This window comes from Allobosea sp. NPDC055594, assembly GCF_053618995.1.
In genome coordinates this window covers 265589-280697 of the sequence record NZ_JBSHIO010000004.1, presented here as the reverse complement: position 1 = coordinate 280697, position 15109 = coordinate 265589, and the positions used below count along the sequence as shown (strand labels likewise).

The 15109-nt window shown below is 70.2% G+C and carries 8 protein-coding genes; 1 reads left to right on the top strand and 7 read right to left on the bottom strand.

All coding sequences use genetic code 11. From position 1 onward, the window contains the following. Positions 1-4: 4 nt before the first annotated feature. The gene (locus ACWGRX_RS10830; protein ID WP_452117547.1) at positions 5-2146 is read right to left on the bottom strand and encodes a transglycosylase domain-containing protein; all 2142 of its coding nucleotides are present in this window, start codon (positions 2144-2146) and stop codon (positions 5-7) included. A 313-nt stretch (positions 2147-2459) separates the two neighbouring features. On the opposite strand from ACWGRX_RS10830, the gene ACWGRX_RS10825 reads away from it, so the two are divergent. Beyond that, entirely contained in the window at positions 2460-2855 is a 396-nt protein-coding gene (locus ACWGRX_RS10825) for a DoxX family protein (protein WP_452117546.1), read from the top strand. Between the two features lie 101 nt (positions 2856-2956). Here ACWGRX_RS10825 and trxA read toward each other — a convergent pair whose 3' ends face one another. From trxA to ACWGRX_RS10795, 6 genes are all read right to left on the bottom strand, one after another. Next, a complete protein-coding gene (gene trxA, locus ACWGRX_RS10820; RefSeq protein WP_291638482.1) occupies positions 2957-3277 on the bottom strand; it encodes a thioredoxin in 321 nt (106 codons plus the stop codon). Positions 3278-3387: 110 nt separating this feature from the next. Further along, positions 3388-6864, bottom strand: coding sequence for a double-strand break repair helicase AddA (addA, locus tag ACWGRX_RS10815; RefSeq protein WP_452117545.1), 3477 nt, complete (start codon positions 6862-6864; stop codon positions 3388-3390). Next, positions 6861-9965 carry a double-strand break repair protein AddB gene (gene addB / locus ACWGRX_RS10810; protein ID WP_452117544.1) on the bottom strand — a complete coding sequence of 1035 codons (3105 nt, stop codon included), beginning with the start codon at positions 9963-9965 and terminating at the stop codon, positions 6861-6863. The genes addA and addB overlap by 4 nt, the downstream gene beginning before the upstream one ends. Positions 9966-9970: 5 nt before the next feature. Next, positions 9971-10705, bottom strand: a complete 735-nt coding sequence (locus ACWGRX_RS10805) for a nucleotidyltransferase family protein (protein WP_452117543.1) — start codon at positions 10703-10705, stop codon at positions 9971-9973. 169 nt (positions 10706-10874) lie between these two features. Next, positions 10875-12500 carry a tRNA (adenosine(37)-N6)-threonylcarbamoyltransferase complex ATPase subunit type 1 TsaE gene (gene tsaE, locus ACWGRX_RS10800; RefSeq protein ID WP_452117542.1) on the bottom strand — a complete coding sequence of 542 codons (1626 nt, stop codon included), beginning with the start codon at positions 12498-12500 and terminating at the stop codon, positions 10875-10877. Further along, positions 12497-14947: a sensor histidine kinase gene (locus ACWGRX_RS10795; protein WP_452117541.1), complete on the bottom strand. Its 2451-nt coding sequence runs from the start codon at positions 14945-14947 to the stop codon at positions 12497-12499. Before ACWGRX_RS10795 ends, tsaE begins: the two co-directional genes overlap by 4 nt. Positions 14948-15109 lie beyond the last annotated feature (162 nt).

Genomic DNA, 15109 nt, shown 5'->3' with positions numbered 1-15109 from the left:
TGTTCTACCCGCCGAACAGGCGCTCCAGGAAGTTCTTCTCCTGCGGCGGGGGCGGGGTCCAGGCCCGGTCGCCCTCGATCGCAGCTTGCGGCCGCGGCGCCACGCCGGCGACGGGCTCGCCCGGCTCGAAGATCGATTTCGGTCCGCTATGCCAGAGCCCGCCGGGCAGCGGCGCCGGTTGCAGGCCGGCATGGGCGGCCTTCATGAACTTGCTCCAGATATCGGCTGGCAGGCCGCTGCCATAGACGCGCTTCATCGTGCTGTTGTCGTCGTTGCCGATCCAGACCGCCGTCACCAGCCGGGAGCTGAAGCCGACGAACCAGGCATCGCGGAAATCCTGCGTCGTGCCCGATTTGCCGCCGAGCTCCCAGCCGGGGAAATTCGCCTTGCTGCCGGTGCCACGCACCATGGTCTCGTTGAACATGGTGTTCATCATCGAGAGGATCTGCGGCTTCACCACCTCGCCGAAGCCGGAGGCCTTGCGGGCGTAGAGCACCTTGCCGGAGAGCGATTTCACCTCGCGGATGACATAGGGCAGCACGCTCTTGCCGCCATTGGCGAAGGTCGCATAGGCGCTGGTCAATTCGATCGGCGTGACCTCGGAGGTGCCGAGCGCCAGCGAGGGGTTGGCCTGCAGCGCCGAATTGATGCCGAGGCGCTGTGCCACCCGGACCGCTTCCTTCGGGCCGATCTCCTGGTTGAGCTTGACCACCACGGTGTTGAGCGAGAGCGCGAAGGCGGTCTGCAGCGTCACCGGGCCGCGATAGGTGCGGCTGTTGTTCTCCGGCTGCCAGCCCTTGATCGAGACCGGCGAATCGTCGCGGATCGCATCCGGCGTCAGGCCGTTCTCCAGCGCCGCGAGATAGACGAAGGGCTTGAAGGCCGAACCCGGCTGGCGCCGCGCCGCCGTCGCCCGGTTGAACTGGCTCTTGGTGTAGTCGCGCCCGCCGATCAGCGCGCGCAGCGCCCCGTCCGGCGCCATCGAGACGATGGCGCCCTGGCTGGCGTTCTGCTTGGCGCCCTGGGCGTTCAGGGTCTCGACCAGCATCGTCTCGGCGCTGGCCTGCAGCTTGGTGTCGATCGTGGTCAGGACGGTGACGTCGCCCTCGATCGCGCCGATGAAGTCGTCGAGGACGTCCATGACGTAGTCTGCGGCGTAGTTGACGGAGCCGGCGCCGGTGCGCTCGGCCGCCTCGGCCGGCGCGATCAATGCGCCCTTGGCCGAGGCCTGCGAGATCAGGCCCTGATCGGCCATCGCCGAGATCACCAGCTGGGCGCGCTTCTCCGCCGCTTCCGGATTGCGGTTCGGCGCCAGCCGCGACGGCGCCTGGACGAGGCCGGCCAGCATCGCCGCCTCGGCGATCGTCACAGAGCGTGCCGATTTGTTGAAATAGCGCTGGGAGGCGGCCTCGACGCCATAGGCGCCCGAACCGAAATATACCCGGTTGAGATAGAGCTCGAGGATCTGGTCCTTGGTGTAGGTCCGCTCCAGCCAGAGCGAGAGGATCGCTTCCTGGATCTTGCGGGCGGCGGTGCGTTCCTGGGTCAGGAACAGGTTCTTGGCGAGCTGCTGGGTCAGGGTCGAGCCGCCCTGGACGCCGCCGCGCTTCGTGACGTTGTTGACGACGGCGCGGGTGAGGCCGATCGGGTCGATGCCGAAATGCTCGTAGAAGCGCCGGTCCTCGATGGCGACGAAGGCTTTCGGCAGATAAGGCGGGACTTCGCCGAGCGTGATCGTCCGCCCGCCGGTCTCGCCGCGATTGGCGAGCAGCGAGCCGTCGGCGGCGAGGATCGCGATGTTCGGCGGCCGCTTCGGCACGGTGAGCTGGTCGATCGGCGGCAATTGCGCTGCGTGATAGGCGACGACCCCGCCGACTCCGAGCACGGCCCAGAGCCCGAGGACGAAGCCCCAATAGAAGATCCGGCCGAAGAAGGAGCGGCCCTTGCGGCGCGGCCTGCGGCCGCCACGCCCTTCGGTCTTCTGGCGGCGTGGTTGCTGGCGCGGTGCCACGGGGTTCTTTCCTCCGCGATAGGGGCGGTCCTCGGCCGATAGGCGCAATTCGCCGTCGTCGCGCTCGTAATTCTCGCGCGCAGGTTCGAATGAGGGCTCGCGCCGCTCTCCGTTCCGTCTCGACCGGTCGTTCATCCCGCCCCGTTCAGGCCCCATGGCCGGCGCGCGACAGGCGGCCAGCCAATTTCCAAACAGAATTTAAACATGGCGCTTTTAAGGGTCGGTTAAGCGCGCCGCGCGGCGGAATGCCGCCAAAGAGGCAAGTTTTCCGCACTGTGGCGGATTTGCCGTCGCCGACCTTTGCTGCACTGCAAACGAAAATGTGAGTTGATCGCCCCTGAGCCGTCGCTGACAACCGCCTTGAGTGGTGAATCAGATATTTTCCAGCAAAGATCGCCATTCGAATGGAATTTCTCTAATCTAGTCTCGAATAGGAAAGAATTTCTGCATGCCGACCCTGAGTTCGTTGAGCCGCTTTGCTCCGCATTCGCTCGCGCTGCTGCGCATCGTCACGGCGCTGACCTTTTTCACTCATGGCACCCAGAAGCTCTTCGCCTTTCCGGTCGCGCCCTCCTGGGGCATGCCGGCCGCCTTCAGCCTGAGCTGGACCGCGGCGGTGCTCGAAGTCGTCGGCGGTGCGCTGCTCGCGCTCGGCTTCCTCACCCGTCCGACCGCCTTCGTCCTGTCGGGGCTGATGGCCGTCGCCTACTGGATGGCGCATGGGCCCAAGAGCTTCTATCCGCTGCTCAATGGCGGCGAGCCGGCCCTGCTGTTCTGCTTCATCTTCTTCTACATTGTCTTCGCCGGCCCGGGCTCCTTCGCGCTCGACAACCGCAAGGGCTGAGGCCTCTCGCCTCGCTCCAGCCGGAATGAGGGCGCGCTTGGAACAGAAGAGGCCCGCCTTCCCTGGGGAAGGCGGGCCTCTTTCACTGCAGCTGCAAAGGATCAGACCGCGGCCGAGATCCAGCGCGAGAGATCGCTCTTCGGGGCGGCGCCGACCTTCTGCGAGGCCAGCTTGCCGTCCTTGAACAGCATCAGGGTCGGGATCGAGCGGATGCCGAACTGGGCCGGGATCTGCTGGTTCTCGTCGACATTCATCTTCACGATCTTGACCTTGCCGTCGAGCTCGCCAGCGATCTCCTCGAGCGCCGGGCCGATCATCCGGCAGGGGCCGCACCACTCGGCCCAGAAATCCACCACCACCGGCTGGCTCGACTTGAGGACATCGGCCTCGAAGCTCGCATCGGTCACTTTCGTCGTCGCCATGGCTGTCGCCTTTTCGATTTGCGAGACGGCTTTCGCGCCGCCATTCGTTCCGGAAGCTATGAACCGACGCCGCCAGGGTCAAGGCTGGCTCGCCTCACGATCAAGCAGGTCTACCCTGCCAAATTCGCCAGAACGGCATCGAGTTCCGCCGCGCTCGGCTCGAGCACGGTGAGGCTTGCCGTGTAGATCGCCAGCGCTCTGACAGTCCGGCCCGGATAGATCTCGCCGACCAGGCGCCGGTAGACCGCAAGCTGCGCCAGCGTCGTCGCGGGCAGGGAGGCGGCGTCCTTCGGCGCCCGCGCCGCCGTCTTGAAATCGGCGATCAGCACCTCGTCATCGGTCGCCACCAGCCGGTCGATCCGGCCGATCACCGGGCGCACCTGCCCGCCGGGCAAGGTCACCTCGCCGGCGAGCGGCGCTTCGGCGAGGCTGCCCGGCGCGAACAACGCCGCCAGCTCCGGCCGCGCGATCAGCGCCAGCGCCTCGGCGCAGATGCGCTGGCGGCGCTCGGCCGGAAGATTGGTCCCGCGCGCTTCCGCCAAAGCGCGGGCGGTCTCGCCGCGCCTTTCGGCCGGGACCTCCGGCAGGATCTGGAGCAGGAGATGCGCCAGGCGCCCCGCCGCCGCCGCTTCGGCGAGGAACGGGCCGTCGGCCGGACGGGCCGCGGCGTCGGCGGCGCCCAGAGCGTTGGAGGGCCGCAGCGGCGGCAGCGCTTCCTGCTCCGGCGGGGCGGAGCGGGCGAGCCAGGCCGGGGCGATGGCGCCAGCCTGCGTCGCCTGCGTCTCGGCTTTAGGCTGCGCCTGCGGCTGCGAGACCATGAAGCGCCGGACCGTGCCATCGCCATCGGGCGCCGCGACCTCGCCGAGCCCGCTCGTCGAGGCAGAGAGCCCGAGCTCGGCCATGGCGTACCAGGAGCCCTCCGGCGCCTCGCCCTTGGCCTGCACGCCGCACAGGATCAGCCGCTCCTCGGCCCGCGTCATCGCGACATAGAGCAGGCGGTGATGCTCCTCGATCATCTGGGCGACGATCTCGTCCTTGGCACGCCGGGTCGCGCTGGAATCGCCGGCCCTGGCCGGCGCCCAGATCGGCACCGGCACGCCGCCCGGCGTTTCGACGCTGATCAGCTTCGGCAGGCGCCGCTCGCCGGGCGCGACGCCGAGATCGGCGAGGATGACGACCGGCGCCTCGAGCCCCTTCGAGCCATGCACCGTCATCACCCGGACCTCGCCGGCACTGGCCGAGAGATCGCGCTTCACCTGCGTTGCGACCGCACCGATATGGTGCAGGAAGCCGGCGAGCGAAGGCCCGTAGCGCCGTTCATGGTCGAGCGCCGCGCTGAGGAAGGCGTCGAGCGCGTCGCCCGCCTCCGGCCCGAGCCGCGCCAGAGCGAGATTGCGCCCGCCGCCGGGGCCGAGCAGGCCGGCGAAGAAGCGGAACGGGCCGTTGCGCCCGGCATCCTCGCCGAGTTCGGTCAGCTTGGCCTCGGCAGAGGCATAGCGCGGCTCGCTCTCTGCGGCCTGGCGTAGCGCCTCGCGCAGCGAGCCTTGCCGCTCCGGTGCAAAGCGCAAGAGGTCGTCGTCGTCCAGCCCGAACAGCGGCGTCTTCAGCGTGATCGCCAGCGAAAGGTCGTCCTGCGGCAGCAGGATGGCGCGGCCGAGCGCGACCAGATCTTCGATGGCGGGATGCTCGGCGAGCGTCAGCCGGTCGCGCCCGGCGACGGGCACGCCGGCATCCTTCAGCGCCTTGACGATCGCCTCGAACAGCGCCCCGCGCTGGCGCAGCAGGATCATCACGTCGCCCGGCTTGAACGGTCGGCCGAGATCGTCATGGCCGGCATCTTTCCAGCGCTTCAGCACCTCGGCGATGCGCGCGGCGAGCTTGACCAGCCCCGAGCGGCGCTCCGGCGCATCGACCGGCGTCGTCCAGGCATCGGGCTTGTCGCCGGCATCGTCGGCAGAGATCGGCCAGAGATCGACCGCGCCGATCGCCGCCTGCCGGACCGTATCGTGCCGCTCCGGCCCGGCACCGCCGTCGAAGACGAGGCCGCGCCAATGCGCCTGCGGTGCGAAGACGGCGTCGACCGCCTGCATGATGTCCGGCGCCGAGCGGAAGGAGGTGTTGAGGCTGATCGGCGCGAAGCGCTGGCCGGCCGCGTCCAGCCGCTTGCCCAGCCGGGCGCGTTCCTCGCCGAAATGCCGCGGCGCCGCCCCCTGGAAGCCGTAGATCGACTGCTTCTCGTCGCCGACCACGAAGACTGTGCGCGGCCGGGCCTGGTCGCGCGCGCCCTCGCCGGCGGAGAACTCCTCGGCGAGGCGGCGCAGGATCGCCCATTGCGCCGCGCTGGTGTCCTGGGCCTCGTCGAGCAGGATGTGGTCGATGCCGGCATCGAGCTTGTAGAGCGCCCAGGCCGGGTCGACCCGGTCGAGCAGCGAGCGCGTCTTGCCGATCAGATCGTCATAGTCGAGCAGCGAGCGCTGTGCCTTCAGCCGCTGATAGGCGGCGAGGATATGCGTCACCAGCACGGCGAGCGCATTGCTGCGCTCGCGCACGGCGATGGCGTTGAGCTGCTCGATCGCGCGCAGCAGGCAGCCGGCAACGGTATCGAGCGCCTCGTCGAGATGGGCCGGCAGGGCGCTGTTGCCCTTGCCGCGGACATGCTGGCTGACCGTGCCTTCGAGGGTCAGGATGCCGGCCCGGCAGGCGGCGACCGGGTCGATCCCGGCTTCCGTCGACAGCGCGAGCCGCAGCGCCGCCGCCGCCTTCTGCCGCGTCGCGCTGCCGGCGTCGAAGCTGTCGATCAGCGCCGAGATACCGCCGATGGCCGCCAGCTCCGCCCCGAAGCGCTGCTGCACCGCCTCCGGCGTCAGCTCCGTCGCGATGCCGAGGAAGGCGGCAATGCCCGCTTCCATCTCCTCCGGGCTGCGCGCCCGGCCCAGGCCGTCATTGAACAGCGCGCGCTGGTGCAGCGCCTCGCGCATGATCTGGTCGAAACTATCCTGCGCCGCCTCGCGCGCCATGAAACGCAGCGCCCGCGCCTGCGGTCCGTTGGGGTCGGCGGCGGCGGTCGCGAGCAGATCGCGCCTGGCATCGCGCATCAGCTCGTCCTGGGCGAGATCGTCGGCGACCTCGAAGCGCGCCGGCACGTTCGCCTCGAAGGGCGCGCTCTGCAGAACGCGGGTGCAGAAGGCGTGGATGGTTTCGATCTTGAGGCCGCCCGGCGTCTCCAGCGCCTGGGCGAACAGCCGCCGCGCCCGGGCGAGGCCGGCAGCGCCCGGCGCCTCTCCGGTCAGCTTCGCCAGGGTTGCGCGTAGCGCCTCGTCATCTGCTACGGCCCATTCCGAGAGCGCCCGGAACAGCCGGTTCGACATGTTGGCGGCGGCGGCCTTGGTATAGGTGATGCAGAGCATCCGCCCGGGCGCGACCCCGTCGAGCAGGAGCCGCAGCACCCGGTTGACCAGCACATGCGTCTTGCCCGAGCCGGCATTGGCGGCCACCCAGGCGCTGAGATCGGGCTCGGCCGCCAGCGCCTGATTGGCCTTCGTCAGCTCAGGGATCACCCAGCCGGAAGGGGTGGCGTGGGCACTCATGCCTCGTCTCCCGTCTCGGAGCCGAGGCCGGGCGCGGCCGACCATTCCTTGACCCGCGCGAGCTGGTCATAAGGGCTGGCATATTTGATGTAGGCCGGCGCCCGCCGCGAGACATAGGGCTCCTTGCCGGCCCGCAAATCCGAAAGATGCGCGAGCAGATGTGCGAGGTGCCGGGCGGTGACGTCGGCCTGGCTCTCATCCTTGAAGGCGAGTTTCTTGTCCTTCTGCCAGCTTTTCGGGTCGTGGCCGAGCTTCAGGTACATGAGCGCCTCGACAGGCGCGGCCCTGACGGTGGGCGGAAAGCCGTGGCGCAGCGCAAGCTCGGCTTCGAGCGTCAGTTGCGGGGCGAAGCCGAGCCTGACCTGCTCGTCGCTCGGCGGCGCCCCGGTCTTGAAGTCGATGATCCTGAGCTTGCCCTCGCGCGTTACCTCGATCCGGTCGGCGCGGCCGGTCAGCAGGATGCCACCACCGCCCGGCAAGGGAAACTCGCCTTGGGTGTCGTGCTCGACCGCGACCCTGGCGAGTTCCGGGCGCCGCCTCTCCTCCCAGCCGACGAAGTTCTGCACGATCATCAGGAACCGCGGCCACCAGAAGGCGCGCACCTCCGGCGTCTCGTCGAAGGCGCGGAACATCCGCTCGCCGATCTCGATCAGGCTGGCGGCGGCGCCGGCCGGCATCTGCTCGGGATAGGTCTGCGCGAACTCGGCGACGATGTCGTGCAGCAGGGAGCCGCGATCGGAGGCGCCGGGGTCCTCCGCCATCTCGGGCAGGGCGTCGAGCTTCAGGATCTTGCGAGCGAACAGCGCATAGGGGTCGCGGTAGAGCGTCTCGACCTCGGTGACGCTGAGCCGCTTAGGGTGGAGATGCGGCGCCGGAACCGGCTTCGGCCGGCTCGCCGGCGTCGCCCGCGCCGGGGCGCTGAGCAGACCGGCCCAGTCGACCAGTTCACGGCCGCGCGCTTCTGCCGCCTGCCAGGCATCGGCAGGGGTCACTGCCTTCAGGCGCTGCCAGAAGCGCGAGGGGATGGTTTCGGCCTCGCCGGCCTTGCGGGCGCGGGTCAGCGTCACCCTGCCCGCCAGTGCCGCCTGGACGAAGTCATGCGCGGTCTGGCCGATGCGCCGTTCCGGCGAACTCAGGCCGAGCTCGGCGCGCATCGGCCGGTTGAGGAAGGAATCGGTCTGTGTCGCCGGCGGCCAGACGCCTTCGATCAGCCCGCCGAGCACGACATGCTCGGCTTCGAGCAGGCGGGCTTCGAGCAGGCCCCAGATCTTCAGGCGGGGATGTCCGGGCTCGCGCCTGACCACCGCGCGCTCGTCGATCAGCCCGGAGAGGATCGCGATCCAGTCGCGCGCCCGCCCTTCCGTCGGGGCTTCCGCCAGCGCGGCCTCGATCTCGTCGAACAGCGCGGCCAGCGCCTCGCCATCGGGGCCGCGGAAGACCAGAGAACTGCCGCTCTCGTCGCTGCCGAGTGCCGCGACGGCGGCGCGGGCGGCGCCCGCGACCTCGGCGAGCACCGGCTCGCGCCGGGCGAGCGCCGCCGCCAGTGGCGCCAGGGCCGCGTCGAGGCGCGCGAGCACCTGCTCGGCGGCGGCGCGATCCTCCGGCGTCAGCTTGCGACGCGGGCGCGGCGCATGCTTGGCATCGATCAGGTCCTCGATCCCGGCAAAGGCCCGGTGCAGCCCGGCCAGGCCGCGGCCGACCGTCTCGCCGCGCCAGCAGCCGATCTCCAGCGTCGCCGCGCCCTGGCGCAGCACGGCCTCTTTGAGCCCGAGCCGGCAGAGCGGGTGCGCCAGCAGGGCGACGATGCCGGCCGGCGCGAACTCCGTCGCGACGGCGTCGAGGACGAGGCGCAGCAGCGCCCCGGCGGGCCAGCGCCCGAGCGGCAAGCCGGCGGAATCGTCGGCGACGATGCCCCAGCGCCGAAGCTCGATCGCGACACGCTCGGCGAGACCGCGATCCGGCGTGATCAGCGCCGCGCGCTCGCCCGGCCGTTCCAGCGCCTCGCGCAAGGCGAGCGCGGCGACGAGCGCCTCCTCGCGCTCGTCGGCGGCTTCGACGACGCGCAGGCCGGCGAGTGCCGTGTCCGCGCCGGGCGCGGTGGCGATGCCGGCCCAGCCATCGGTGACCGTCGCCGGCAGCATCGCCTGCCGCAGCAGGTCGCGCCGGGCGGCCAAGGTCTCGGTCGGCCCGGCCAGGTTCTCGACCTCGTCGCGGCCGGCGCCGATCACCTCCAGGAGATGATGCAGGGCGGCCTGCGGATGCGAGGGCGTGGGCTCCCCGGATATCGCCCGCCAGGCTGGCTCCGGCAGCGCCTCGTCGAGATCGGGCAGTACCACCGCGCCGTTCGGCAGACGGGCGATCGTGGCGAGCAGTCGCGCTGTCGCCGGCACCGTGCCGGTCGAGCCGGCGGCGATCACCGGGCCGGAGAGGCCGCCGGCCTCGAGGCGCCGGCGCTCGGCCTCGAGCATGCGGTTGCGAAAATCGGCCGGGTCGCATTCGCCGCGCTCGGCCAGGATCGCCGGCCAGGTCTCGGCGACGATATCGAGGAAACGGGCGTTGAACTGCCAGATCTCGTCGAAGCGGGCGGCGTCGAGGCCGCGCAGCCGCTCGGGTGAGACGCCTTCGGTCTGCATCTGGTCGAGCAGGCCGGCGAGGTCGCCGGCGAGGCCCCAGGCCTCGGCGAGCGTCGAGGGCACCAGCGCCGGCTCGGCCGGGTCGAGCCGCAGATGCTGGCGGTTGGCGGCCTTGCCCCATTGCGCGATCAGCCGGGTCAGGATCAGCCGACGCTGCAGCGGTTCGATCGGCGCGACGCGCGCCAGCATCTCGCCGGATCCGGCGATCAGCGCCGTCTCGGCCTCGTCGACATCGCCGAGCGGCACGATGCGCGGCAGGAGCAGCGGCCGGCCGCCGAGTTTTTCCGACAGGATCGCCGCGAGAGCGCGGGCGGCGCGCTGGGTCGGCAGATAGAGCGTCGTGCGCGACAGCGCCGTCGGGTCGCAGGGGTCATGGGCCTTGCCGAAGCGTCCGGCCAGCAATGCCTCCGCCAGCACCGCGAGAAACGGCGCGCCGGCCGGGATGCTGAACAGGTTGAGCCCGGCCATGCCGCTCAGGCCCGATGGGCGGCGTAGGCGGCCTCCGCCAGCGGGATCGCCTCCGGCGTGCCGACATGCAGCCAGCGGCCGTCGAGTTCATGGCCGAAGAGCCGCCCGGCCGCGATCGCCCGGTCGAAGAGCAGGTTGAACGAGAACGAGCCCTCCGGCGTGTCGGCGAAGAGTTCCGGCTTGAGGATCGCGACGCCGGCATAGACGAAGGGAGCGCTGGCGGCCTTGCCGCGCCGTGCCAGCCGACCCTCTGCATCGCGGAAGAAATCGCCGGCGCCGTCGAAGCCGACGCTGCCCGCGCGCTCCGAGAGCAGCAGCAAAAGGTCCATCCGGGCCGGGTCCCAGGCCGCGGCCATGGCGGCGAGGTTGGAGATGCCGTTCTCGCTCCACAGCGAGTCGGCGTTGACGCTGAAGAACGGCTCGGTTCCGAGTTCGGGCAGCGCCTTCTTGGCGCCGCCGCCGGTTTCCAGCAAAAGGCCGCGCTCGTCGGAGATCACGATCTGCGGCCGCTCGCGCGCCGCGAGATGGTCTTCGATGCGCTCCGGCAGATGGTGGACATTGACCACCGCCCGCTCGACGCCGGCTTCCGCCAACCGGTCGAGCGCATGGTCGAGCATGGTCTTGCCGCCGATAGCGACCAGCGGCTTCGGCAGGGTGTCGGTGATCGGGCGCATGCGCTTGCCGAGCCCGGCCGCCAGCACGATCGCCCGGCGGATCGGCGGCGTTGTCGTCTGCGTCAAGCGAATCTCCTGGCCGTTCGGCATGTCCAGCCTATCAGCCATGCCGGCGGGATTCGCTCAAGTCCTGCGGCCTCAACCTGCGCCGCCATTCCGGCCGCAGCGAAGCGGAGCGCCGGAATCCATCGTAGCGAGATCGGTCAGCTCGGCTGTTCGCCGGATTCGGCGGCTGTCACGGTTCTTCGGGTGGCGAGGTAGCCGGCGCCCCGGTTTCTGGCTCCGGCTCGGCCTCGGCCGATGCTTCGGCGGGGGCTTCCTGCGTGGCGAACAGCTTCGGCAGATGCGCCTGGTACCAGGCCTTGAGCTCGGCCAGCGCCGGATGCTCGAGATCGCGGCGCAGATAGGCCTCGATCCGGGGCAGGTGCTTCAGATAGCCCGGCTTGCCGTCGCGCTTGTCGAGACGGGCGAAGATGCCGGCGATCTTGGTGTTGCGCTGCGCGCCGAGGATCGCATAGGCGCGGGCGAAGCCGGCGAGGTCGAATGCCGGGTCGTTGCCGCGCCGCGCCCCGGCATAGGCGGCGAGCAGCTTCAGCTCCAGCGCCGCCGGCACGTCGATGCGCGCATCCTGGCCGAGCGAGACCAGGTCATAGGCGGGATGGCCGAGCACGGCGTCCTGGAAGTCGATCAGCCCGAGCCGGGCATGGCCGACCCGGTCGGGCAGCCAGATCAGGTTCGGCGAGTGGTAGTCGCGCAGCGTCCAGGTCGCCGGCGTCGCGAAGACCTCGTCGAACAGCCTGTCCCAGATCCGGCCGAACTCGGCCCGCGTCACCGCCGGCAGCGTCACTCCGGCGATGTGCGGGGCATACCAGTCGAGCACCAGCTCGGTTTCGATCGCCAGCGCCTCGCGGTCGTAATCGGGGATGACGTGGTCGCGCGCCTCGGCCACCGGCAGGATGGTCGGCAGGGCGTGGCGGTGCAGTTCGGCGAGCAGCCGTGCCGCCGCCTCGTAGCGCTCCGGGATCGGCCCATTCTCGTCGATCACCAGGCCGGGCCCGAGATCCTCGATCAGCAGCAGGCCGGTCGAGAGGTCCTGGGCGAGGATCTGCGGTGCCGAGAGGCCGAGCGAGCGCAGACCCTTGTCCATCGCCACGAAGGCATCGACCGTCTCGGCGAGATGGGCGATGGCGCTATAGGGCTTGCCCTGCCGGATCGCCGGCCCGTCCGGGCGCGGCGGCGAGATCATCAGGATCGCGGTCTCGCCATTCTCCCGCACCAGCCGCTCATAGGCCCGGCTCGAGGCGTCGCCCAGCATGAACTGGCGGTCGGCATCGCTCCAGCCGACGGCGTCGATCATCCGCCGCGCCCCGATGGCGATGGCGAGCCGGGCGCGCCAGAGCACGCCTCCCGAAAGCGTCGCGATCCGCCCGGTCTCGGGGTTCTCCGGGTCGACCTCGATGACGATGTCGAGCCGGCGCCCGGCCGGCAGGCGCGCCCCGGCGCGGTCGGGCCACTCGACCAGGGTGATCGCCCGCTCCAGATCCTCGATCAGCCCGAGATCGTCGAGCTCGTCGGGGCTGCGCACGCGGTAGAGATCGGCATGGAGCAGCAGGCCCTTCGGGGCGTCGTAACTCTGGACCAGGGTGAAGGTCGGGCTCGGTGCCTCGAGTTCCGGATCCTCGGCCAGCCGCCGCAGCATCGCCCGGGCGATCAGGGATTTGCCGGCGCCGAGATGGCCGGAAAGTGCGACGATGTCGCCGGTCCTGAGGATGTCGGCGATGTCGCGCGCCAGCCTGGTGGTCGCGGCTTCGTCGCTGAGGACCAGGGTATGCGTGCCCGCCTTGGCGGCTTCCTCGCTCATTCCGCAGCGTCCGAGATGCGCATGCCCTCGGGCGGGAAGACGGCGGTGACGCGGGTGCCGGCGCCCGGCGCCGATTCCAGCTCGATCCGGCCGCCATGCAGCTCGACGATCGAGCGGACGATCGACAGGCCGAGACCGACGCCGCGATGGCGCGACCCCAGGGAATGGCTCTCGAACCGGTCGAACACCTTCTCCTTGACCTCGTCCGGGATGCCACGGCCGTCATCGGCCACGGTGATGCGGATTTCGCCGCCGACGCGTCCGGCGCTGATCCGGATGGTCTGGCCCGGCTGCGAGAAGCCGATGGCGTTCGAGATCAGGTTGAACAGGATCTGGCGCAGGCGCTTGCCGTCGGCCCGCAGCGGCCCGGTTTGGGGCGCGATCTCGACCTGCAGCTTGAGCTTGCTGTCGGTGAGCCGGTCCTGCAGCCCGGTCGTCGCCTGGGCGATCGTCTGCGCGACGTCGACCTCATCGAGATTGAGCGCCAGCGCGCCATTGTCGATCGAGGCGAGGTCGAGAATGTCGTTGATGATGGCGAGCAGCGCCCCCGAGGAGCGCACGATGTGGCCGGCATAGTCGCGCTGCTTCTCGTTGAGCGCGCCGATCGTCTCCTCGCCCAGCAATTGCGCGAAGCCGATGATGTTGGTGAGCGGCGAGCGCAGCTCGTAGGAGACGTGATGGACGAACTCCTCGCGCAGCCGCGAGGCCTTCTCCAGCGCCTCGTTGCGCTCGGTCAGCGCCCGCTCGACATTCACGCCTGCGGTGACGTCGGCGAAGGTGATCAGCGTCGCCCCGTCCGGCAGCGGCGCCGCCGAGCAGTCGAGCACCGTTCCGTCACGCCTCGCCATATGACAGCGGTAATCCTCGCGCGCATCGCGCACGCCGGCGACCGCACTGCGAATCTCGGTCCAGACCGCATCCTCCGGGAAGAGCGGCCGGCACAGCCTGACGACCTCGTCGATATGGGGCGCGCCGACGGTGCGCTCCGGCGCGAGCTTCCAGAGCTGCGAGAAGGCGGGGTTGGAGAGTTTGAGGCGGCCGTCGGAGCCGAACACCGCGACGCCCTCGCGCAGCGAATCCAGCGTCTCGCGCTGGGTGCGCGAGAGGGCGTTGAAGCGCGATTCGAGGGTGAAGCGCTCGGTCTCGTCGTCGAAGAGATAGGTCACGCCGCCCTGCGGATGCGGGCTCGCGACGACGTGGATGGTGCGCCCGTCGGGCAGATACCACCAGTCCTCGCTGGCGCGGGTCGCTGTGTAGGCGGCCTGCACGCCGGCCTTCCAGCTGCGGTAGTCGCCGAGCTCGGGCAGGCGGCGCTCGGTGCGCAGCCGGTCGAGGATCTCGCCATCGCTGGGCCGGCTCTCCAGGAAGCTCGGATCTAGCGACCAAAGCGTTTCGTAGCCGCTATTGTGGTAGACCAGCCGCTGCGAGGCGTCGAAGACCGCGACGGCGGTCTTCAGCCGGTCGAGCGTGCCCACATGCGCATCCATCTGGCGCTGCAGATCGGCGCGTACTGCCTCGAGCTCGCTCATATCGGTGGCGATGCCGGCGAAGCCCGAGGGGGTCGGCGTTTCCAGAATGTCGACGATGCGGCGCTGGCCGGCGATCACGACCGGAGCCCGCACCGTATAGGGACGGCCCTCCTTGCGTGCCCGGGCGGCGGCCTCGCGCTCCGAGCGGTCGAACAGCTCGAGCCCATTCTTGACCACTGCGTCGCCATCCGCCGCTTCGACCGCGCGGGCATAGGCCGCGTTGGCCCAGCTCAGCCGGCCATCGCTGGCGCGGGTCCAGACCGGCTGGGGCAGGCCCGCGAGCAAGGTCGCCAAGGTCGCCTGGTCGGAGCTGACCCGGACGAGCTCGTCCTGCAGGGTCAGTGTCCGGGCGCGTTCGCCGCTGGCCTCGCGCAGGCGGATCACGGCGCGGCCGGCGACCGGTCGTCCTTCCGCGTCGACATATTGCCCGCCCTTGGCCCGGAAGGTGAAGGCGAAGGCCTCGCCGCGTTCCTTCAACGCTTCTGTCGCGAGCTCCATCCGCTTGGCTTCGGCGGGCGGTGCCCAGGAGCCATAGGCCAGCGCCATCGCCGAGCCGTTGACGCCGAGAAAGCCGCTATCGCCCTCGAAGACCGGATTGGCGCCGGGGCCGTCCCAGCTCAGCACCACCTGCGGATCGGCCGCGAGCAGGGCGGCGAGCCGTTCCTGATGGCCGCGCGCCGCTTCCAGCCCGGCGGCGAGTTCGCTCTCGCGCCGCTGCCAGCGCGAGCGCTCGTGGACATAGAAGAGCGAGGTGGTGGTGGCGAAGACCACGAGGCCGGTGAACATCAGCGAGAGGAGGCCGGCGCTCAACGTGGTGCCTTGCAGCGCGAACAGCGTTTCGGCCTGCGCCAGGGCAGGGCTCGGGCTGATCCCGCCGGCCAGGCCGGCCAGGACCAGGCGGGATGCCGTCCCGTCCAATCTGCGCCCCAACTGCCTTGCACGTCTCATCATCGCTTCCGTCATCTCGTCAGTCCGGCCTCGATTGGCCGAAATCGGATAGGGAGACCGCCATTGCAAACGCGCGCCGCGGCCTTGGAAAGAATCCACGCCGCAACGCCGCAAAGCCACCAGTGAACGAAA